The sequence below is a fragment of the Solimonas flava DSM 18980 genome, assembly GCF_000426685.1.
Taxonomy (GTDB): domain Bacteria; phylum Pseudomonadota; class Gammaproteobacteria; order Nevskiales; family Nevskiaceae; genus Solimonas; species Solimonas flava.
Map to the genome: position 1 here is coordinate 283,907 of NZ_AUFV01000002.1, position 18,316 is coordinate 302,222.

At 71.1% G+C, this 18,316-nt stretch carries 22 protein-coding genes; 7 read left to right on the forward strand and 15 right to left on the reverse strand.

Annotated elements, in window-relative coordinates; genetic code table 11:
• Positions 1 to 12 precede the first annotated feature (12 nt).
• The 4 genes from K343_RS0104005 to rpe all read right to left on the reverse strand — a co-directional run bounded on the left by K343_RS0104005 (position 13) and on the right by rpe (position 3,662).
• Positions 13 to 855, reverse strand: a complete 843-nt coding sequence (locus tag K343_RS0104005; RefSeq protein ID WP_051277928.1) for a class I SAM-dependent methyltransferase — start codon at positions 853 to 855, stop codon at positions 13 to 15.
• Positions 855 to 1,277, reverse strand: coding sequence for an FxsA family protein (locus K343_RS20915; protein ID WP_051277930.1), 423 nt, complete (start codon positions 1,275 to 1,277; stop codon positions 855 to 857). Before K343_RS20915 ends, K343_RS0104005 begins: the two co-directional genes overlap by 1 nt.
• A 51-nt stretch (positions 1,278 to 1,328) precedes the next feature.
• Entirely contained in the window at positions 1,329 to 2,783 is a 1,455-nt protein-coding gene (gene trpE / locus K343_RS0104015; RefSeq protein ID WP_028006952.1) for an anthranilate synthase component I, read from the reverse strand.
• 189 nt (positions 2,784 to 2,972) lie between these two features.
• Positions 2,973 to 3,662, reverse strand: a complete 690-nt coding sequence (gene rpe, locus K343_RS0104020; RefSeq protein ID WP_028006953.1) for a ribulose-phosphate 3-epimerase — start codon at positions 3,660 to 3,662, stop codon at positions 2,973 to 2,975.
• Between the two features lie 295 nt (positions 3,663 to 3,957).
• Between rpe and K343_RS0104025 the strand changes: the two genes are divergently transcribed.
• Positions 3,958 to 4,842: a phosphoribosylaminoimidazolesuccinocarboxamide synthase gene (locus K343_RS0104025; protein ID WP_028006954.1), complete on the forward strand. Its 885-nt coding sequence runs from the start codon at positions 3,958 to 3,960 to the stop codon at positions 4,840 to 4,842.
• Positions 4,843 to 5,026: 184 nt separating this feature from the next.
• Positions 5,027 to 5,626 (forward strand): MarC family protein, encoded by a 600-nt coding sequence (locus tag K343_RS0104030; protein WP_028006955.1) that lies wholly within the window; start codon positions 5,027 to 5,029, stop codon positions 5,624 to 5,626.
• Positions 5,627 to 5,645: 19 nt separating this feature from the next.
• On the opposite strand, the gene K343_RS20920 is transcribed toward K343_RS0104030, so the two are convergent.
• The 4 genes from K343_RS20920 to K343_RS23220 form a co-directional block, all read right to left on the reverse strand.
• Positions 5,646 to 6,122, reverse strand: coding sequence for a host attachment protein (locus tag K343_RS20920; protein ID WP_043112111.1), 477 nt, complete (start codon positions 6,120 to 6,122; stop codon positions 5,646 to 5,648).
• Positions 6,123 to 6,152: 30 nt separating this feature from the next.
• Positions 6,153 to 6,608, reverse strand: coding sequence for a CBS domain-containing protein (locus K343_RS0104040; RefSeq protein WP_028006956.1), 456 nt, complete (start codon positions 6,606 to 6,608; stop codon positions 6,153 to 6,155).
• Between the two features lie 125 nt (positions 6,609 to 6,733).
• Positions 6,734 to 7,312 (reverse strand): SagB/ThcOx family dehydrogenase, encoded by a 579-nt coding sequence (locus K343_RS0104045; RefSeq protein WP_028006957.1) that lies wholly within the window; start codon positions 7,310 to 7,312, stop codon positions 6,734 to 6,736.
• A gap of 29 nt (positions 7,313 to 7,341) precedes the next feature.
• Positions 7,342 to 7,740, reverse strand: a complete 399-nt coding sequence (locus K343_RS23220; protein ID WP_051277933.1) for a DUF6763 family protein — start codon at positions 7,738 to 7,740, stop codon at positions 7,342 to 7,344.
• 236 nt (positions 7,741 to 7,976) lie between these two features.
• Here K343_RS23220 and K343_RS0104060 point away from each other — a divergent pair, with 236 nt between their 5' ends.
• The 3 genes from K343_RS0104060 to K343_RS0104070 all read left to right on the forward strand — a co-directional run bounded on the left by K343_RS0104060 (position 7,977) and on the right by K343_RS0104070 (position 9,352).
• On the forward strand, positions 7,977 to 8,516 hold the full coding sequence (locus tag K343_RS0104060; RefSeq protein ID WP_028006958.1) for a flavin reductase family protein: 540 nt from the start codon (positions 7,977 to 7,979) through the stop codon (positions 8,514 to 8,516).
• A 56-nt stretch (positions 8,517 to 8,572) separates the two neighbouring features.
• On the forward strand, positions 8,573 to 8,779 hold the full coding sequence (locus tag K343_RS0104065; protein ID WP_028006959.1) for a ChaB family protein: 207 nt from the start codon (positions 8,573 to 8,575) through the stop codon (positions 8,777 to 8,779).
• A gap of 72 nt (positions 8,780 to 8,851) precedes the next feature.
• A complete protein-coding gene (locus K343_RS0104070) occupies positions 8,852 to 9,352 on the forward strand; it encodes a GNAT family N-acetyltransferase (RefSeq protein WP_028006960.1) in 501 nt (166 codons plus the stop codon).
• A 13-nt stretch (positions 9,353 to 9,365) separates the two neighbouring features.
• Here K343_RS0104070 and K343_RS0104075 read toward each other — a convergent pair whose 3' ends face one another.
• Positions 9,366 to 10,634 carry a TCR/Tet family MFS transporter gene (locus K343_RS0104075; protein WP_028006961.1) on the reverse strand — a complete coding sequence of 423 codons (1,269 nt, stop codon included), beginning with the start codon at positions 10,632 to 10,634 and terminating at the stop codon, positions 9,366 to 9,368.
• Positions 10,635 to 10,798: 164 nt separating this feature from the next.
• On the opposite strand from K343_RS0104075, the gene K343_RS0104080 reads away from it, so the two are divergent.
• The gene (locus K343_RS0104080) at positions 10,799 to 11,938 is read left to right on the forward strand and encodes a hypothetical protein (RefSeq protein ID WP_028006962.1); all 1,140 of its coding nucleotides are present in this window, start codon (positions 10,799 to 10,801) and stop codon (positions 11,936 to 11,938) included.
• 97 nt (positions 11,939 to 12,035) lie between these two features.
• On the forward strand, positions 12,036 to 12,749 hold the full coding sequence (locus tag K343_RS0104085; RefSeq protein WP_028006963.1) for a hypothetical protein: 714 nt from the start codon (positions 12,036 to 12,038) through the stop codon (positions 12,747 to 12,749).
• A gap of 63 nt (positions 12,750 to 12,812) precedes the next feature.
• Here K343_RS0104085 and rlmKL read toward each other — a convergent pair whose 3' ends face one another.
• From rlmKL to flgA, 6 genes are all read right to left on the reverse strand, one after another.
• Positions 12,813 to 15,095 carry a bifunctional 23S rRNA (guanine(2069)-N(7))-methyltransferase RlmK/23S rRNA (guanine(2445)-N(2))-methyltransferase RlmL gene (rlmKL, locus tag K343_RS0104090; protein ID WP_028006964.1) on the reverse strand — a complete coding sequence of 761 codons (2,283 nt, stop codon included), beginning with the start codon at positions 15,093 to 15,095 and terminating at the stop codon, positions 12,813 to 12,815.
• A gap of 79 nt (positions 15,096 to 15,174) precedes the next feature.
• Positions 15,175 to 16,143, reverse strand: coding sequence for an alpha/beta hydrolase family protein (locus K343_RS0104095; protein ID WP_028006965.1), 969 nt, complete (start codon positions 16,141 to 16,143; stop codon positions 15,175 to 15,177).
• 80 nt (positions 16,144 to 16,223) lie between these two features.
• Complete coding sequence (locus K343_RS0104100) at positions 16,224 to 16,742, reverse strand: O-acetyl-ADP-ribose deacetylase (RefSeq protein ID WP_028006966.1); 519 nt, start codon at positions 16,740 to 16,742, stop codon at positions 16,224 to 16,226.
• Between the two features lie 50 nt (positions 16,743 to 16,792).
• Positions 16,793 to 17,245: a flagella synthesis protein FlgN gene (locus K343_RS0104105; RefSeq protein ID WP_028006967.1), complete on the reverse strand. Its 453-nt coding sequence runs from the start codon at positions 17,243 to 17,245 to the stop codon at positions 16,793 to 16,795.
• On the reverse strand, positions 17,242 to 17,544 hold the full coding sequence (flgM, locus tag K343_RS0104110; protein ID WP_028006968.1) for a flagellar biosynthesis anti-sigma factor FlgM: 303 nt from the start codon (positions 17,542 to 17,544) through the stop codon (positions 17,242 to 17,244). Before flgM ends, K343_RS0104105 begins: the two co-directional genes overlap by 4 nt.
• An 82-nt stretch (positions 17,545 to 17,626) precedes the next feature.
• On the reverse strand, positions 17,627 to 18,310 hold the full coding sequence (gene flgA / locus K343_RS0104115) for a flagellar basal body P-ring formation chaperone FlgA (protein ID WP_028006969.1): 684 nt from the start codon (positions 18,308 to 18,310) through the stop codon (positions 17,627 to 17,629).
• Between the last annotated feature and the right edge of the window lie 6 nt (positions 18,311 to 18,316).

Consider the following 18,316-nt stretch of genomic DNA (forward strand, 5'->3'; position numbering starts at 1 on the left):
GCGTGCGCGCGCCTAGCGAGTTTTTTCGCCGACGACGCCGTCGCCCTCGATCCGTGTCCGGAAGCCGGCCTTCTGCAGGCGCGCCGAGACTTCCTGCGGGACGTCGCGGCGGCTGGTGAGCTTGTTCGGCGTGCCGGTGTAGTGGAACAGACGGCCACGCGGCTTGAGCACGCGGGCGAGCTGGTCGTAGAAGGCCTGCGAGTACAGCTCGCCGGCGATGCCGAAGCGCGGCGGGTCGTGCAGCACGGCGTCGACGCTCGCGCTCGGCAGCGCGGGCAGGGCCTGCGTGACGTCGGCGTGCGTCAGCGAGTAGCGCGCGGCATCGGCGAGTTCCGGCTGCGTTTCCGGCGACCAGGGATTGAGGCCGCGCACCCAGATGACGTCGGCGTTCTTCTCGAACGACCGGATCTCGGCGGCGCCGGCCTGCAGCGCGCAGACGGCGAAGTAGCCGAGGCCGCCGCAGGTGTCGAGGATGCGCTTGCCGCGCGGTTGCACGTAGCCGACCTTGGTCTGTGCATCGGCGAGCGGCGAGACCCTGGCGGTCGGCAGCATCTTGATGCCGTCGATCTCGAAGGTCGGCGGCCCCCAGTCGGTCGGCACCAGCTTGATCAGCGCGCTGCCGTAGCGCTGCACGGGTTCGAAGGCCGCGCCGCTCCAGTGGTAGACGGTGCGCTCGCGGCAGCGTTCGGGATACGGATAGTCGGCGCCGGCCCAGCGCCAGTGTCCGGCGCCGATCTCGACCCGGCTCTGCGTGCGGCCGAGGTCGAGCGAGACCTCGGCTTCGGCGTGACCCGCCTCGCGCGCTGCCAGCAGTGCCTCGTAGACGGCGAGCGTCAGCAGCGGCCCGGCCGGCATCAGGATTTCGGCAGCTGCGACGGCGGCACTTCCGCGTATTCGCCGTCGAGCGTGACCGGGCCGCGGCGCATCATCGGCCGCGCGACGCGCGCAGCGAAACGCAGGCCGCCGCGGCGCAGGCGCAGCAACAGCAGCACGAGCGCGAACAGATCGGTGAGCAGGCCGGGAATGATGAACAGCACGCCGGCGCCGATGACGAGGCCGCCGCGCAGCAGCGCCTCGCCGGGCATCTCGCCGCTGAGGCTGGCCTGCTGCAGTTCGCGCAGGGTCTGCAGGCCCTGGCGGCGGATCATGAAGACGCCGAGCGCGGCGGCGGCGACCAGCCACAGCAGTACGCCGCCGACGCCGATCAGCTGGGCGAGCCGGGCGGCCAGCAGCAGTTCGGCGCCGGACCAGAGCAGGAAAAGAACGATCAGAGGCATGGGTGTAAGACCGCCGGCGCGCGCGAAACGTTCCGCGCCGGCGGCCTGGTCTCAGTCCGCGGCGCCGGAGACGGCGCCGGCGGCGCGCAGCATCGCCGCGGCCTTGTTCATGGTCTCGTCCCATTCCGACTGCGGATCGGAGTCGGCGACGATACCGGCGCCGGCCTGCACGTGGACGCGGCCGTCCTTGATGACGGCGGTGCGGATCGCGATCGCGGTGTCCATGTTGCCGTCCCAGCCGAGATAGCCGACGGCGCCGCCGTAGATGCCGCGCTTGACCGGTTCGAGTTCGTCGATGATTTCCATCGCGCGGACCTTCGGCGCGCCGGACAGCGTGCCGGCCGGGAAGATCGCGGCCAGCGCGTCGAGCGCGTCGAGGCCTTCCTTCAGCTGGCCGGTGACGTTGCTGACGATGTGCATGACGTGACTGTAGCGCTCGATCACCATCTTCTCGGTGAGCTGCACCGAGCCGATGCCGGAGACGCGACCGACGTCGTTGCGGCCGAGGTCGATCAGCATCAGATGCTCGGCGATCTCTTTCGGATCGGCGAGCAGGTCGGCGGCCAGCGCCGCGTCTTCGTCGGCATTCTTGCCGCGCTTGCGCGTGCCGGCGATCGGCCGCACCGTGACCAGGCCGTTCTCGACGCGCGCCAGCACTTCCGGCGAGGCGCCGACGACGTGGTGGTCGCCGAGGTCCATGCAGTAGAGGTACGGCGACGGGTTCAGGCGGCGGATCGCGCGGTACAGCTGCAGCGGATCGGCCGCGAACGGCGCCGACAGGCGCTGCGAGGGCACGACCTGCATGCAGTCGCCGGCGGCGATGTACGCCTGGATCCGGCGCACCGCCGCCTTGAACGGCTCTTCGCCGAAGCTCGACGTGAACGGCAGCTCGCGGCCGGCGGCGATCGGCAGCGCCGGCTTGTGCGCGAGCGGGCGCGCGAGCAGGGCCTCGATCTCGTCGAGGCGCTGGCGCGCGCGCTCGACGTCGGCGGCATCGTCCGGATCGGCGTGCGTGATGATCGTCAGCGTCGCGCGCAGGCTGTCGAACACCACCAGTTCTTCGGCACGCATCAGCAGGATGTCGGGCGCGCCGATCGGGTCCGGCTTCACGGTGCCGGCCAGCTTCGGCTCGAAGTAGCGCACGCAGTCATAGCCGAAGTAGCCGACCAGGCCGCCGGAGAAGCGCGGCAGCGCCGGGTCCGGGCGCACGCGGTGGCGCGCGGCGTAGGCGCGGATCCACGGCAGCGGATCGTCGACCTGCGCGGTCTCGACGACCTGTCCGTCGCGGCTCACGCTGAGTTCGTGGCCGACCACGCGCAGCACCTCGCGCGACGGCAGGCCGATGAACGAGTAGCGGCCCCACTGCTCGCCGCCGACCATCGATTCGAGCAGGAACGAATAGCCCCGGGCGTGCGGCTTGTGGGCGAGCTTGAGATAGGCGCCGACCGGCGTATCGAGGTCGCCGGGCAGCTCGCGCGACAGCGCGATGCGGTTGTAGTGCGTCATGGTCTTCAGTCGGGAATCGGAAATGGAATGGGGGACGGGCGGCGCAGGGCCGCGGCGCGAATCAGCGCCATCGCCACCATCCGCGCGGAGACGCGGTCCATTGCGGAGACTGAAGCATGCGTCGGTTCTCGTGAACGAATGAAATCTCGGCGCCGAACTATACGCGAGTTCGGCGCCGCGCCGCAGCCCTCAGGCCCTGGCGATCTCGGCCTTCATCGCCGCGATCGTCGCCGCGTAGTCCTTGGCGCCGAAGATGGCGCTGCCGGCGACGAAGGTGTCGGCGCCGGCGGCGGCGATCGCGCGGATGTTGTCGGCCTTCACGCCGCCGTCGATCTCGAGGCGGATCTCGCGGCCCGGGTTCCGGGCGACGTAGGCGTCGATCAGCGCCCGCGCCTCGGCGAGCTTGTCGAGCGCCGCCGGAATGAAGCTCTGGCCGCCGAAGCCTGGGTTGACCGACATCAGCAGCACCATGTCGACCTTGTCCATCACGTGCTTGAGCGCGTCGAGCGGCGTCGCCGGATTGAACACCAGCCCGGCCTTGCAGCCGACGGCCTTGATCGCCTGCAGGCTGCGGTCGATGTGGCGGCTCGCTTCCGGATGGAAGGTGATGTAGCTGGCGCCGGCCTTGGCGAACATCGCCGCCAGCTCGTCGACCGGCTCGACCATCAGGTGCACGTCGATCGGCGCGCTGACGCCGTACTTGCGCAGCGCCTCGCAGATCGCCGGGCCGAAGGTCAGGTTCGGCACGTAGTGGTTGTCCATCACGTCGAAGTGGACGATGTCGGCGCCGGCGGCCAGCACGTTCGTCACTTCTTCGCCGAGGCGGGCGAGGTCGGCGGACAGGATGCTGGGGGCGATCAGCGGGGCGAGCTTGGCCATGCGGGAAACCGTGCGCGTCGGGTAGGGCGGGAGGGGTGCCATTATCACCGATCGTGTAGGCCGATCGTGTGGGCCGATCGTGTGGGCCGATCGTATAGGCCGACCGCGTGGGCAATCGTGCGGGCCGATCGCGGGCCGGCGCCGGCTTGCCGGCGCGGCGGACGGTGGGCCGGCGGGGTCGTCCGCCGCGGACGCCGCCGGGTCGGGTCGGGCCGGGGCGATCGGCCGGCTTTACCCCCCAGCGCGGCTTCTCCACAATGCGCGCCTGTTTGTCCGCCAGACTCCCGTCACGCCCATGCAAGCCCTTTACGAATCGTCGATCACCAGCGTTCCGCGCCTGCACAAGGGCAAGGTCCGCGACATCTACGCGCTCGGCGATGCGCACATGCTGATCGTCACCTCCGACCGCCTGTCGGCGTTCGACGTGATCCTGCCGCAGCCGATCCCCGGCAAGGGCGCGGTGCTGACGGCGGTGACGAACTTCTGGATGGCGCGCTTCACGCACATCCTGCCGAACCATCTCGCGCCGGACGTCGACCTGGCGCAGTACCTGACGCCGGACGAGATCCGGCAGATCGAAGGCCGCTTCGTGGTCGTCAAGAAGCTCAAGGCGCTGCCGATCGAGGCGGTCGTGCGCGGCTACCTGATCGGCAGCGGCTGGAAGGACTACCAGAAGACCGGCGCGGTCTGCGGCATCGCGCTGCCGGCCGGCCTGCAGCTGGCCGACCGCCTGCCCGAGCCGATCTTCACGCCGGCCGACAAGGCGCCGGTCGGCCAGCACGACGAGAACATCAGCTACGCCGAAGTCGAGCAGCGCATCGGCGAGGATCTCGCCGCGCAGGTGCGCGACGCCACGCTGGCGATCTACCGCGAAGCCTCGGCCTACGCGGCCGAGCGCGGCATCATCATCGCCGACACCAAGTTCGAGTTCGGCCTCGACGCCGAAGGCCGCCTGCATCTGATCGACGAGGTGCTGACGCCGGATTCCTCGCGCTTCTGGCCGGCCGCGACCTATCGGCCGGGCATCAGCCCGCCGAGCTTCGACAAGCAGTTCGTCCGCGACTACCTCGAGACGCTGGACTGGAACAAGCAGGCGCCGGGGCCGCAGCTGCCGGCCGAGATCATCGACAGGACCGCCGCCAAGTATCGCGAAGCGCAGCGCCTGCTGACGGGGACGTAAGGCGTCGCTGGCCGTCGTCGGGGCCAGCAGGCGTGCAGTGACGAAGCCGTCCGGCCGCGCCGCCGGATCGGACCCTCGCGGTGGATGGCTGGGTCGGCGGCATGGCTTTCTCGCGCCGGCGGAAGAACGGGACTGAGGTCTTCACCCGTTTCTGCGCCGCGGGTCGCGCCTTACCATAGGCGGCATGACCTTCCTCTCCGCCGCCGTGCTGCTGTTCCTCGTCATGGACCCGCTCGGCAACGTGCCGCTGTTCCTGTCGGCGCTGAAGAACGTACCGCCCGAGCGCCAGCGCCCGGTGATCCTGCGCGAGATGCTGTTCGCGCTGGCGATCCTGCTGATCTTCCTGCTCGGCGGCGGCCACATGCTGCGCCTGCTCGGCCTCTCGCAGCCGGCGCTGACCGTGGCCGGCGGCGTGATCCTGATGCTGATCGCGCTGCGCATGATCTTTCCGTCGCGCGAACATTCGCTGGAGGAAGACACGGCGATGGCCGAACCCTTCCTCGTGCCGCTGGCGATTCCCTATGTGGCCGGTCCGTCGGCGCTGGCGACGGTGCTGCTGATGATGAGCCGCGAGCCGGAGCGCTGGCTGACCTGGATCGGCGCCGTGCTGCTGGCCTGGTGCGCGTGCCTGCCGATCATGCTCGCCAGCACCGGCCTGCGGAACGTGCTCGGCACGCGCGGCCTGACCGCGGTCGAACGCCTGATGGGCCTGCTGCTGGTGACGATCGCCGTCGAGATGATGATGGGCGGCGTCGTCGAGTTCTGGACCGCGCACCGGCCCTGAGGCCGGCGCGCGGCAGCCGTCAGAGCCGTTCCGGCAGCGACTTGCGGATGTCCTGCAGCGGCCGCCGTACCAGATCGGTCGCACGCTCTTCCACCACCAGCGCCTGTGTCGGCGCGTCGAGTTCGGCGCGCAGATGGCCGAGGAACGCGGGATCGGCGAGCAGGTAGAGGCGCTGCACCGCGCCTTTCTGACGCGCCTCGCACAGCTCGTGGCCGAGCTGCCGCGCGAAGGCAGTGGCGACATGCTCCTCGTAGGACTGGCGCGGTTCGAACGCATGCGCGCCGCCGTGGCTGCCTTGCATCACCTGACCGGCGCGGTCGGCCTGCGCCTCGTGCGGCTGCAGGCGCGCCTCGGCGTTGATGCGATCGCCGATCTCGCGCAGCTCGCCGTCGTGGTGATGCGCTTCGAGGATGCGGGCGCGCGCCGCGTCGGCGACGACGACCCAGACGGTGAAAGGCTTCTGCGGCACCGGGCCGGTGTTGCGCGGATAGGTCATGACGGATTCTCGGGGGGAGTGGAATGAGGCTCAGACGCGGCGGACCGCTTCGGTCTGCTGCTCGCGACGGATGAGCTGGGGAATCTGGCCGAGCGCGGCGATGAGGTGCTCGAGCACGTCATCGACGGCGAGGATGCCGGACAGCTGGCCGGCGCCGTCGATCACCGGCATGCGACGGATGCCGCTGTCGCGCATGCGCTCCAGCGTCTCGAAAAGATCGTCGGTCTCCTCGGCGGTGAGCAGGCCTTCGTCCATGATGTCGCCGAGCGTCACGCGATCGGCGGGCAGGCCCGCGGCGAGCACGTCCATCACCAGATCGCGGTCGGTGACGATGCCGAGCGGGCGCACTTCGCCGGATTCGCCATCGGGTTCGGCGATCACGACGGAGCCGACGTGGTAGTCGCGCATATGCCGCGCGGCGGCGGCGACGGACGTCGAACGGTCGGCGACCGCGACGCTCTTGCTGCAGGCTTCGCCAACGTACATGGCATCTCCTCCTGGGTTCTGCGGACCGGGGCGGCGCCCGCCATCATCCGCGGTGTTCGATCGACATGGATGCATCGTCCGCGCGTCCGCCGGCGCGAGCCATGACATGCGTCAATGAGTCCGATTCACGGCGGATGGCCGACGGTCTGCGCGAGCAGTACGCGCTGTTCGGCGCGCAGGCCCATCGCCGCGGCGAGCCGGCGCCGGTCGACGAGGCCGCGCACGACGGTCGCCAGGCCGATCGCGGCGCAGCACAGGTAGACGTTCTGCGCGATGAAGCCGGCGTCGGCGGCGGTGTAGAAACGCCGCTCCTGCTCGTCGCCGGCGTCGACCCGCGACAGGTCGGCGACATAGACGAGGTTCAGCGGCGCGCGGCCGACGAAGTCCTGCTCGCCGGTCAGCGCGCGCAGGTCGGCTTCGATGAGGCGCCGCAGCGCATGCGTGGCCGGCTCGTAGCGATACAGGCCGCCGCGCAGCGCGGCGTAGACGTCGATCTCCTGCCAGTGCCGCGCCGATGGCGCCGTGCGGCCGGCCGCGTCGGCACGGTTGATGCCGCTGGCCGCCCACAGCAGATCGGACAGCTCCTGATCGGAGAGCGGTTGCGGGCCGAAGCTGCGCGTGCTGCGGCGCAGACGCAGCGCGTCGCGCAGCGTGCAGTCGTTGAGACGCGGCGGCGGCAGCGGCGTGTCGGTGGATGCGGGCATCGAAGCATTCTCCATGGCCGAAGCGGCGATCACTTCTCGGGCGGGCGCGGCTTCTTGCGCTGACGCGGCGCCGGCATCTTCGCCGGCGGCACCGCGCGCGCCTCGGATTCCAGCGTCAGGCGCGCCGCCGCGCTGCGCCGGCCTTCGAGCGGTTCGTGCCAGTCTTCGGGGCGCATGCCGGACTCGACATCGTCCGGAAAATCGCTGCGGTCGACCTCGTCGTAGGCGCCAGTCCAGTCCTGCGGCGCCGCGCTCGGTTCGATTTCGAGCGCATGCCAGTGCGCGAGCGGCCACTCGTCGATGGTGCCGTCGAAGTATTCGATCTCGACCAGGCCTTGCGATGCATCGAAGGCCACGACCTGAAATGCCTGCGGGCGATCGGCGCGCCGGTACCACTCGCCGACCTGCGGAGTGCCTTCGAATCCCATGTCCTGCCCCTGCGAGGTGTGAGGCAGCCTGCGTCCGCCGCCGTTGCCGCGCATTGACCCAGGTCAGGCCGCCATGGCGATTGATGCGCGTCAATGTGCGCGAGGCGCTACGGCGTAGCGTCGCAGTACGCAATCGGGAGGACGGAAATGGGCGAGGCAAGGGCTGGGGCCGGCAGCGATCTCATGACGGCAGGCGACGCGGTCCGCGGCGCGGCCGCGTTCGCGGGCTGAGCGCCATGGCCAAGCGTGCCGTGCCGATGTCGCGCGCCTACCGACTGCTCGAACCGGGGCCGGTGCTGCTGGTCACGACGGTCGCCCGCGACGGCCGCCCGAACGTGATGCCGCTGTCCTGGCACACGGTGATGGAATTCGAGCCGCTGCTGGTCGGCTTCGTGATGAGCGCGGGCGATTACAGCTACGGTCTGCTCGACGCCAGCCGCGAGTGCGTGCTGAACATTCCGACCGTCGAGCTCGCGCGGCAGGTCGTCGGCTGCGGCAACTGCTCGGGGCGCACGGTCGACAAGTTCGCGCGCTTCGGCCTGACGCCGCGCCCGGCCGCGACGGTCGGTGCGCCGCTGATCGACGAGTGCTACGCCAGCCTTGAATGCCGCGTGCGCGACCGGCGCCTGATGTCGCGCTACAACTTCTTCGTGCTCGAAGCGCTCAAGGTCTGGGCCGATCCGGCGGTCAAGGACCCGCGCACGCTGCACCATCGCGGCTACGGTCGTTTCATGGTCGCCGGCGAGACCATCAAGCTGGCCTCGAAGATGCCCTGAGCGGGCGCGCTGAGAAGGCGCCCCGAGAAGATGTCCTGAACCGTCCGGAGCCGCCGATGCCCTACGCCTGCAACGAGGACCTGCCGCCAGGCGTGCGCGAGCATCTGCCGCCGCACGCGCAGGACATCTTCCGCAAGGCCTTCAACAACGCCTGGCACGAGTACGCCGAGGACGGGCGCCGCGAGGAAATCGCCTTCCGCGTCGCCTGGGCCGCGGTCAAGAAGCAGTACGAGAAAATCGACGGGCAGTGGGCCGCGCGCTGAGCGCGCACCCGGTCGCGCGGCGCGGCGCGGGCGGCGCGACAATGGCAGCTCGCTCTCTCATCCTCCGTCGCCATGAAGCTGCGCGCCGCCACCGAGGCCGATCTGCCGGCCATCTTCGAGATCTACGACGAACAGGTGCTGCACGGCACCGCGACCTTCGACACCGTGCCGAAGACCGAAGCCGAGCGCTTCGAATGGCTCCACCTCAATCCCGGCGGCCGCTACCCGATCGTCGTCGCCGAGGATGGGGCCGGTGTCGCCGGCTGGGGGCGGCTGTATCCGTGGTCGCCACGGCCGGCCTATGAGCGCAGCGCCGAGAACGCCGTCTATGTGCGCGCCACGGCGCGCCGGCGCGGGATCGGCCGCGGCCTGCTCGCCGAACTGCTGCGGCTCGCGCCGGAGGTTGGCGTGCTGACGCTGGTCGCCCGCATCGTCGACGGCAACCCGGCCAGTCTCGCGCTGCACGAGGCGCTCGGCTACGAACGCATCGGCCTGATGCGGCGCTGCGGCGTCAAGCACGGCCAGGTGCTCGACGTCTGGCTGTTGCAGTGCGTGCTCGACGCGCCAGCCTGAGCCGCGCTCCGGATCAGACGGCCGCGCTGTCCGTCGTCGCGGCCGGGCCGTCGCCGTCGTGGCGTCCGGCCTGGCGCGCGACCGCCCAGCCGAGCAGCGCCGCGGCGAGCAGCACCAGCGAGGCGATCAGGAAGGGTGCGCCCGGCGTCGGCAAGGCCGGCGCCGCGCCGACCGACTGCGCGTAGATCCAGCCGAAGAACAGCGGCGAGACGACGCCGGCGATGCTGGCGACGCTCATGTTGGTGCCCTGCAGCTGGCCCTGCTCGGATTCGGAGACGCGCTGCGTCATCAGCGATTGCAGCGTCGGCATCGCCAGACCCCACAGCGCGTTCGGCAGCATCGCCAGCGTGAACCACATGCCGGTCGGCGCCAGGCCCATGACCGCGATGCCGAGCGCGCCGCCGAACAGGCCGACGACCATCGTCGCGCGATCGCCGAGCCGCTTGACGACGCGGCCGACCAGCACGCCCTGCGTCAGCATGTCGAGCACGCCGACCAGCGCCAGCAGCACGCCGACTTCCCAGGCGCTCCAGCCGTAGCGGTAACCGGCGTACAGCACGAACACCGCCGAGAACACGTGGTGGGCGAAGTAGAGCAGGAAGTTGACGATCGCCAGGCCCGACAACTCCGGGTGCGAACGCAGCAGGCGCAGCGAGCCGAACGGATTGGCGCGCCGCCACGCGAAGGCCATGCGTCGCTCCTGCGGCAGCGACTCCGGCAGGATGAACAGGCCGTACAGAAAGGCCAGGCCCGACAGCACGGCCGCCGCCCAGAACGGCGCGCGCGGCGAGATTTCGCCGAGCACGCCGCCGAGCAGCGGGCCGAGCACGAAGCCGCCGCTGAAGGCCGCGCCGATCAGGCCGTAGGCGCGGGCGCGACCTTCCTGCGGCGTGATGTCGGCCATGTAGGCGTAGACCGTGGTGAAGCTGGCCGAGGTCACGCCGGCGATCATGCGGCCGAGCGCCAGCCACCACAGGTTCGGCGCCAGCGCCATCAGCAGATAGTCGCAGGCGAGCCCGGCCGTCGACAGCAGGATCACCGGCCGCCGCCCGTAGCGGTCGGACAGCGAGCCGATCACCGGCGAGGCGACGAACTGCATCAGCGCCCACAGCGCGACGAACAGACCGTTGATCTCGCCGGCGCGCGCGTTCGAGCCGGTGAACTGCTCGATCAGCTGCGGCAGCACCGGAATGACGATGCCCATCGCGACGATGTCGAGCACCGCCGTGACGAAGATGAACGCGATCGCGGCGCGACGGCCGTGGAAGGGGACGGATGACACGGGAAGCCTTTGCGGGTGCAACTCGACGGGGCGACATGATGCCTGAAGCGAGATGCCGCGCCGGTGACGGACCCGGCGTCCGCCGCCGACCGTCCGCAGATAGGGACTGCCCGCGCCGGCGCTGCGGCTCGAACATGCGGCGATCCCGTTGCCGAGTTCCCGCCATGCTCCTGAACCGCCGTACCTTCGCGCTCGCGCTGTCCGTCCTGTCCCTGTCCGCCGCGCTGCCGGCGCATGCCGGTCTGTTCGGCGGCGGCGATCCGGACAAGGTCGAGGCCGAGCCGTTCGATTTCGACGCCGCGATGAATAACCCCGGCAGCATCGCCGGCGACTACTTCGCCACGCACATGACGCAGAACCTCGCCGGGCTCAAGCGCGTCATCATCCCGGCATTCCAGGTCCGCTTCTGCCTGTCGGACGACGTCGCGCGTACCTCATCGTATTCCGGCCAGAACTACACGATGACGAGCACCAAAAGCGCCGGCGTCAGCGTCGATCTGCCCGACGAGGTGCGCCAGCAGCTCACCGACGATCTCTACCAGCGCGTCGTGCAGCGCCTGCAGGCGCTGGGCGTCGAGGTGGTGCCGGTGCCGCGCGATGCGCCGATCCCGGAACTGCAGGCCGGCATCAAGGCGATGCCGCCGAGCGGTCATGTCGAGGATCTGACCAACGTCGAGCAGCGCACGTCGAAGAGCGACAAGAAGGACAGCGATTCCTGGTTCTATCCTTGGGCGATCCACTATCCGAGCGACGTCACCGCCGTGGCCTTCAGCGGCATGTCCGAGGCGATGCCGCCGTTCATGAGCTGGCTGCGCGAGGCCGAGCTGCCGCAGATGCCGAGGAGCACGCTGAAGATCGGCAAGGCCATGGGCACCGGCATCCTCACGCTGGCGATGGAAGTCCGACTCGAGAAGATGGCCTTCGAGCGCGGCCGCTTCATGGGCAAGGGCGCGACGATCAAGGCCGAGCCGGTGCTGCGCACGCGTCTGGTCGGGCTGAAGCTGGTACCGGACGACGGCGGCTTCAAGGCGGTCGCGGTCGGCATGGGCGGCGGCCGCCTGTTCGCCGGCATGAACTACGACGGCTTCGGCGTGCAGCCGCTGGCGACGGTGTTCGGCCGTCCCAAGCACGGCGACTTCCCGTGGATCGAGATGGACGGCCATTACGGCCCGGTCGTCGGCACCGGCACCGACGGACGCTGGGTGCTCAAGCCGGAGCCGCAGGTGCTGGCCGAGGACTTCCGCAAGATCACCGACGCGCAGCTGTCGATGATCTTTCACCTGATCGGGCAGGCCCGGCAGTGAGCGGACGCGGGGCGGGCGAGTGCCCGCCCCGCGCGAGCGTGACGCCGACGGTCGCCGCCTTGTAGGCTGCCGGCTTCGGACCGGGGAGAGACGCGGCGTGCAGGGCAAAACGGCGGGCAAGGCAGTCTTTTCGATCGTCATCGCGCTGCTGGCGGTGGCGCACGTCAGCCGCGCCATCACCATCGACGCCGCCGGCATGGCGCTGATCGGCCTGGCGATGGTGCCCTGGGCCTCGTCCTGGCTCGAAAGCATTCGCGTCGGCGACTTCGAAGCCAAGTTCCGCGCCCTGCAGCAGACCGTCGACGCGACCAAGAAGGAACTCGACGAGATCAAGGCCACCTACCAGGTGATGCAGGACGATTACCTGGATGACTGCAAGGCCTTCGATCCGGACGCCCCGGCCGCCGAACTGAACCGCCTCGCGACGCGCCTCAAGGCCAAGGCCAAGGGGCTCGCGTCGATCGACTTCCTGTTCGCCGATCTGGCGCAGACCGGCGACCAGGGCCTCGCCTTCGGCGCCGCCTGCGCGCTGCAGGTGCGGCCGCAGTTCCAGGCGATCGACGGCGTCGTCCGCCTGCTCGACGCGCTCGCGCAGACACCGGACCTGCGCGGCTTTCGCCTGAAGACGATCTACCGGCTGCTGATGGCGGTCGACGAGATCGTCAAGCTCGACGCGCGCAACGGCCGCACGCTGTTCGACGACGCGCAGCGCAGCGCCATCGCCGCCGCGCTGCAGAAGCTGGCGCGGCACGCACGCTGCGTCGGCGACGATACCGAGGACTACGCGCAGCGCATCAGCGGCAAGCTGTAGCCGCTTGCGGTCGGGCGCCGCTACCGCCGTTGGCGGCAGCGGCGTGCCGGCCCGACGGGGTCTTCAGTCTTCGTCCTCGTCGGCACCGACCGCGACGTTCGTGAAGCTCGGCAGGCTGCCGCCCTCGCGGCGCCGGATCGCCCAGCACTTGTGCGCCGGCGGCGGGCGCTTGAAGTCCTCGTCGAGCGTCTGCGCGGTGATGTCGCGCGCTTCGAACTGGCCTTCGAGCAGCGCATCGAGCTTGAAGCCGTGGCGGTTGGTCGAGAAGTACAGCGTGCCGCCGGGTGCCAGCAGCGCCATCGTGTAGCGGATCAGCGGGCCGTGGTCGCGCTGGATGTCGAGCGTGCCTTCCATCTTCTTCGAGTTCGAGAAGGTCGGCGGATCGAGGAAGATCAGATCGAACTGCGGCGGCGTCGGCAGTTCGGCGCGCGTTTCGAGCCAGGCGAGGCAGTCGGCGCGCACCAGCGCGTGCTTCGGCAGCTTGGTGCCGGGCAGCGGCGGACGCTCGTACTGCTGCGAGTGGAAGTCGTTGAGCAGCAGGTTGCGCTGCGCCCAGTCGAGGTACGTGTTCGACATGTCCAGCGACAGCGTGCTCGCCGCGCCGCCGCGCGCCGCGTGCACGCTGGCCGAGGCCGTGTAGCAGAACAGGTTCAGGAAGCGCTTGCCGGCGGCTTCCTTCTGGATGCGCAGGCGGATCGGCCGGTGGTCGAGGAACACGCCGGTGTCGAGGTAGTCGTCGAAGTTCACGTACAGCTTGCAGCCGTACTCGTCGATCACGTGCAGACGCTCGGCCTCGCTCTGGCGCTGGTACTGGCTCGTGCCCTTCTGCGACTGGCGCAGCTTGTAGTGCAGGCGTGCCGGCGGAATCTCCAGCACCGACTGCACGCCGGCCAGCGCGCCGCGCAGGCGCTTCTCGGCGCGCGCCGGATCGACGGTCTTCGGCGCCGCGTATTCCTGCACGTGCGCGTGGCGCTCGCCGTCGACGGTTTCATAGAGGTCGACGGCGACCGCGTACTCGGGCAGGTCGGCGTCGTAGACGCGCCAGCAGCTCACGCCGCTGCGCTTGGCCCATTTGCCGAGATGGCGGATGTTCTTGCGCAGGCGGTTGGCGAAGTCCTCGGCCGGTTCGGCGGCGGCCGGCGGCGTCGCGCCCTCGGCGGTCGCGGCCGCGCCGCCGGGAATGTCGAAGCGCAGCAGCTTGCAGGGGATCGCGCCGTTGTAGAGCGAGGAAATCTTGGTCGCGCGCAGGCCCAGGCGCTGCGCGAGATCGTCGCGCGCGGTGAAGAAGCCGAAGCGCCAGCCGCCGAAGTGCTGCTGCAGCGTCACGCCGAGCAGCGAATAGAGCTTGACCAGCTCGGCCTCGTGGGCGAGGCGCTCGCCGTACGGCGGATTGGTGACGACCAGGCCCGGCACCGGGCCCGGCGCGCGCAGATCGATCGCGTCGCCGATCTCGAGCTGCAGCTTGCCGGCAAGTCCGGCGCGCTCGGCGTTCGCTTTCGCCGCCGCGATCGCGCGCGGTTCGAGGTCGCGGCCATAGAAGCGCGCCTGCAGCGCGGCGAGGCCGGCGGCGCGGCGGCGCCCGGCTTCGGTCAGCAGGCGCTGCCACAGCGCCGGCTTGTGGTCGAGCCAGGCTTCGAAACCCCAGCGCTCGCGCAGCAGACCGGGCGCGATGTCGGCGGCCATCCAGGCGCCTTCGATCAGCAAGGTGCCGGAGCCGCACATCGGATCGACGAGCGGCGCGTCGGCCTGCGTCATCAGCTCCGGCCAGCCGCTGCGCACGAGGATCGCGCAGGCGAGGTTCTCCTTCAGCGGCGCCTCGACGCCGCGCGCGCGATAGCCGCGGCGGTGCAGGCTTTCGCCGGCGAGGTCGAGGCTCAGCGTGCCCTGTTCGCGGTCGAGGTGCAGGTGCAGGCGGATGTCGGGATCGTCGGTGTCGACGCTCGGCCGCTCGAAGCCGGCGGCGCGGAAGCCGTCGACGATCGCGTCCTTGAGCTTGAGGCCGGCGAAATGCGTATTGGCGATGCCCGGCGTGCGGCCGGCGACCTCGATCGCGAAGCGGCTGTGCGAGGCGAACAGGTCCGGCCAGACGATTTCGCCGGCGGCGTCGTAGATCGCCTGCGCGTCGCCGAGCGCGAAGGTCTTCAGCGGCAGCAGCACGCGGCTGGCGAGCCGCGACCACAGGCAGGCGCGGTAGGCGGTTTCGAGCGTCGCGCTGCAGGCGACGCCGCCGCGCTTCTCGCCGGCGCCGATCGCGCCGAGCGCCGTCAGCTCGGCGACCAGCAGCGGCTCGACGCCGCGCGAGCAGGTGACGAAGAGGGGAAAGGTATCCGCGGGGGTTTCTTGCATGCGCCATTATCCCAGACCGCCGCGTGGCGCGGCGGCCTGCGCATCGGGCGCGGCGCGATCAGGGGGCGATCAGGGGCGATCAGGGCGCGTTCTGGGCGTCGATGAAGTCGACGACGGTGTCGAGCAGCGAGGTGCCGCCGTTCGCCTCCGGCAGGCCGAGGCTGTGGTCGAGCTGCAGCGGACGCCGCACTTCGAGGCGGCCGCCGCAGTGCGTCCAGATCTCGGTCTGGTCGACGGTCACGGCGCCGGCCAGCGTCGGGTTCTCGCCGCAGACGGCGGCGACGCGGGCCTGGAACTGCGCCCACTCGCCGATCAGCACCGGGTCGAGGAAGGCCGGCGTGTCGGCCAGCACCGGGGTGATCGTCCAGGTCGCGTCGCTCCAGTGGCCCTTGGCCTGCAGCACGTCGTCCTGCGCGCCGACGATGCCGAGGTAGGGCCGCTGCAGCGACGGCGCGCACGGCGTCGCCGCGGCCAGGAAGTGCTCGGAGGCCGGGCCGGCGAGCGCGACGTAGACCGACGCCGCGCGCGGTGCCTCGCACCACAGGCGGTTGACCATCATGCCGCCGTTGGAGTGGCCGACGAAGTGCACGGCGGCGATGCCGCTGCGCGAGGCCAGCGTGCCGGCGAGTGCGGCGAGAAAGGCGCGATCGTCGGCGCCCGAATCCATCACGTAGTTCGACCAGGTCGTCGCCTTCGGCGCGTCGGCGCGATGCTGGCCCTGCGGGAACACGGCGAGCAGGCGATGCGCGGCGAGCCAGTTCCAGTTCACGGTGGCGCTGCTCGGCGTGCCGGACTGCGTGAGCAGGCCGAGCTTGTACGCGAACGAGGCCTTGTCGCCCATGCCGCCGTGCAGGAAGACCACGGCGCGCGTCGCGTTGCCCGGATCGTAGACGTCGTAGGCCTGCGGATAGCCGGCGAGCGTGGCGTCCAGCGTCAGTGCCTGGGCGGCTGCCGGCGGCTCGCCGCCATCGCCGCTGCCGCCGCCTCCGCAGGCCTGCAGCGACGCGAGGAAGAGGACGAGGGCGAGGCGGCGGAGCAGAGGGCGCACGGCGGTGGACGGTCGATGGAACAGGCGCGTCTTGTACTACGTCGCGCCGTCCGGCGTCCGTAACGCCGCGTAACGCCCGCTCACGGCGGCGCGGCCAGCGCGCGCTCGTACAGCGCCAGCATGTCGGCGGAGAAACAGGCGAACAGCACCGCGCGCAGCGTGCGCGTGCGCTGCAGCTGCGCGCGCACCTCGCGCACCGCGATCGCGGTCGCCGCTGCCCAGGGATAGCCGTAGACGCCGCAGGAGATCGCCGGGAAGGCCAGCGTGCGCAGCTGCAGCGTCTCGGCGAGCGCCAGGCTGTTGCGATAGCAACGGGCGAGCGATTCGGGCTCGCCGGCGCCGCCGCCCTGCCAGACCGGGCCGACGGTGTGAATCACCCGCCGCGCCGGCAGGCGGTAGCCGGCGGTGACCCGCGCCTCGCCGGTCGGGCAGCCGCCGAGCGTGCGGCATGCGGCGCGCAGTTGCGGACCGGCGGCGCGGTGGATCGCGCCGTCGACGCCGCCGCCGCCGAGCAGGCTTTCATTGGCGGCGTTGACGATGGCGTCGACGGCCAGCGTGGTGATGTCGACGCGACGGGCTTCGAGCAACGGCGGATTCATGCCGGCATTGCACGTCGCCGGCGTCGCGGACGCAAGGCTGCCGCCGCGCCTCAGGCGCTGCCGAAGTCGCGTGCCGGCAGGCCGAGCGCGGCATAGCCGCTGCGGCCGTAGAGTTCGGGCGATTCCGGCGGCCGGAACGCGCGCAGCGTCTGCTTGAGCTGCGCTTCGCGCGTGCCGAGCAGTACGGCGTTGTCGTCGTTGGCGCGCTGGCATTGCGCGGCCAGGCCCAGCAGTTCGCGCCACAGCGCGGCCGGCGCGTGCTCGCGCAGCGAGGCCAGCAGCCGCTCGATGCTCGCCGCGCCGCGCAGCTGCTGCAGCGCCTGGCCGAGCGTCTGCATCAGGCCGGCGGCCTCGGCCTTGGTGCGGGTGATCGTTTCCAGGCGCTCGACGTCGCTGGCGATCAGCGCCGTGCGTTCCTCCTGCAGCAGACCGAGCAGGCGCTGCGCACAGTCGCGCTGTGCCTCCAGGTTGCCGCGCAGCTGCTGTGCGAGGCTTTCGCTCATCCGTAGATCTCCCGTTCGCTCTGCAGCATCTTGGCGGCGATCGCCTGCGGGTCGATGCGGTAGCTGCCGTCGCGCAGCGCGCGGCTGACGGTTTCGACCTTGGCCGTGTCGATGCCGCTGGCCTGGTGCGCGAGCGCGCTGGCGTCCTGCAGCAGCAGGGCCCGGTCGGTGAGCTGCACCGAGTCCGTGGCGCCGGGCGCCGCGGTCGGCGTCGTCGCGCCGCTGCGGGCGCCGGCGGCGGCCGGGCGCGCGAGCGCCGCATAAGCGTCCATCGGACTGCCACTGATCTTGCTGGTCATCGCCGCGCCCTGCCTCGAAAATCCGGTTCTGGTCCGGGTAGCGGCGGGCCGTGGTGAAACTTTAGGTGCCGCTCGACGGGCGTCACAGCTCGACGATCCCGGGGGCGGTGACGGTGCCCTCGACGACGCGCCGCGAGCGCGAATTCTCGACGCGGATGCGGTGGCCGCGAGCGCCGTCGGCGAGCGCCTTGCCTTCGGCGCGCACCTCGATGCCGGCGCTGCGTCCGATCAGCGTGACTGGATCGCCGCGGCGGATGCAGCGCGCCGGCGCCAGATCGTCCGGGCCCGGCGCCTGGCCGGCGGCGAGCGGGCGGCGGAACTCGGCCGGCGCGTCGGCGTCGAGCGCGGCGAGATGGCCGAACGGCAGCTGCGCGACATCGCGCGTCTCGGTGCGGAACAGGCCGGCCTCGACCGGCTCGCCGCGGCGCACGGCGCGCGTCAGCACCAGCACCGGGCGCAGGTCGCGGACCCGCACCGGCACGTACAGCGTCCACGCGCTCGGCGTCGCGCAGCGCAGCGTGACGCTGAGCGCGGCGCCGCGCGCGTCGCCGGCCTCGGCCTGCGGCGTGCGCGCGCAGGCCGGCAGGCGCAGGCGCGGGTCGAGCGCGTCGGCCTGCACCTCGGCGCTGGCGGGCAGGCCGCGCCGCGCGGCGGCTTCGGCGAGCTGGCGGATGCGTTCGAGCGGTTCGGTCGCATCCTGCGCGGCGGCCGGCGCGGCGGCGACCAGCAGCAGGACGGCGGCGAGGAGGAAGCGCGGACGGTTCATGGCCGG

Excerpts from the sequence above, each read along its gene's own strand:
- K343_RS0104005 (WP_051277928.1), bottom strand. The coding sequence starts at position 855 with ATGCCGGCCGGGCCGCTGCTGACGCTCGCCGTCTACGAGGCACTGCTG.
- K343_RS20915 (WP_051277930.1), bottom strand. The coding sequence starts at position 1,277 with ATGCCTCTGATCGTTCTTTTCCTGCTCTGGTCCGGCGCCGAACTGCTG.
- trpE (WP_028006952.1), bottom strand. The coding sequence starts at position 2,783 with ATGACGCACTACAACCGCATCGCGCTGTCGCGCGAGCTGCCCGGCGAC.
- rpe (WP_028006953.1), bottom strand. The coding sequence starts at position 3,662 with ATGGCCAAGCTCGCCCCGCTGATCGCCCCCAGCATCCTGTCCGCCGAC.
- K343_RS0104025 (WP_028006954.1), top strand. The coding sequence starts at position 3,958 with ATGCAAGCCCTTTACGAATCGTCGATCACCAGCGTTCCGCGCCTGCAC.
- K343_RS0104030 (WP_028006955.1), top strand. The coding sequence starts at position 5,027 with ATGACCTTCCTCTCCGCCGCCGTGCTGCTGTTCCTCGTCATGGACCCG.
- K343_RS20920 (WP_043112111.1), bottom strand. The coding sequence starts at position 6,122 with ATGACCTATCCGCGCAACACCGGCCCGGTGCCGCAGAAGCCTTTCACC.
- K343_RS0104040 (WP_028006956.1), bottom strand. The coding sequence starts at position 6,608 with ATGTACGTTGGCGAAGCCTGCAGCAAGAGCGTCGCGGTCGCCGACCGT.
- K343_RS0104045 (WP_028006957.1), bottom strand. The coding sequence starts at position 7,312 with ATGCCCGCATCCACCGACACGCCGCTGCCGCCGCCGCGTCTCAACGAC.
- K343_RS23220 (WP_051277933.1), bottom strand. The coding sequence starts at position 7,740 with ATGGGATTCGAAGGCACTCCGCAGGTCGGCGAGTGGTACCGGCGCGCC.
- K343_RS0104060 (WP_028006958.1), top strand. The coding sequence starts at position 7,977 with ATGGCCAAGCGTGCCGTGCCGATGTCGCGCGCCTACCGACTGCTCGAA.
- K343_RS0104065 (WP_028006959.1), top strand. The coding sequence starts at position 8,573 with ATGCCCTACGCCTGCAACGAGGACCTGCCGCCAGGCGTGCGCGAGCAT.
- K343_RS0104070 (WP_028006960.1), top strand. The coding sequence starts at position 8,852 with ATGAAGCTGCGCGCCGCCACCGAGGCCGATCTGCCGGCCATCTTCGAG.
- K343_RS0104080 (WP_028006962.1), top strand. The coding sequence starts at position 10,799 with ATGCTCCTGAACCGCCGTACCTTCGCGCTCGCGCTGTCCGTCCTGTCC.
- rlmKL (WP_028006964.1), bottom strand. The coding sequence starts at position 15,095 with ATGCAAGAAACCCCCGCGGATACCTTTCCCCTCTTCGTCACCTGCTCG.
- K343_RS0104100 (WP_028006966.1), bottom strand. The coding sequence starts at position 16,742 with ATGAATCCGCCGTTGCTCGAAGCCCGTCGCGTCGACATCACCACGCTG.
- K343_RS0104105 (WP_028006967.1), bottom strand. The coding sequence starts at position 17,245 with ATGAGCGAAAGCCTCGCACAGCAGCTGCGCGGCAACCTGGAGGCACAG.
- flgM (WP_028006968.1), bottom strand. The coding sequence starts at position 17,544 with ATGACCAGCAAGATCAGTGGCAGTCCGATGGACGCTTATGCGGCGCTC.
- flgA (WP_028006969.1), bottom strand. The coding sequence starts at position 18,310 with ATGAACCGTCCGCGCTTCCTCCTCGCCGCCGTCCTGCTGCTGGTCGCC.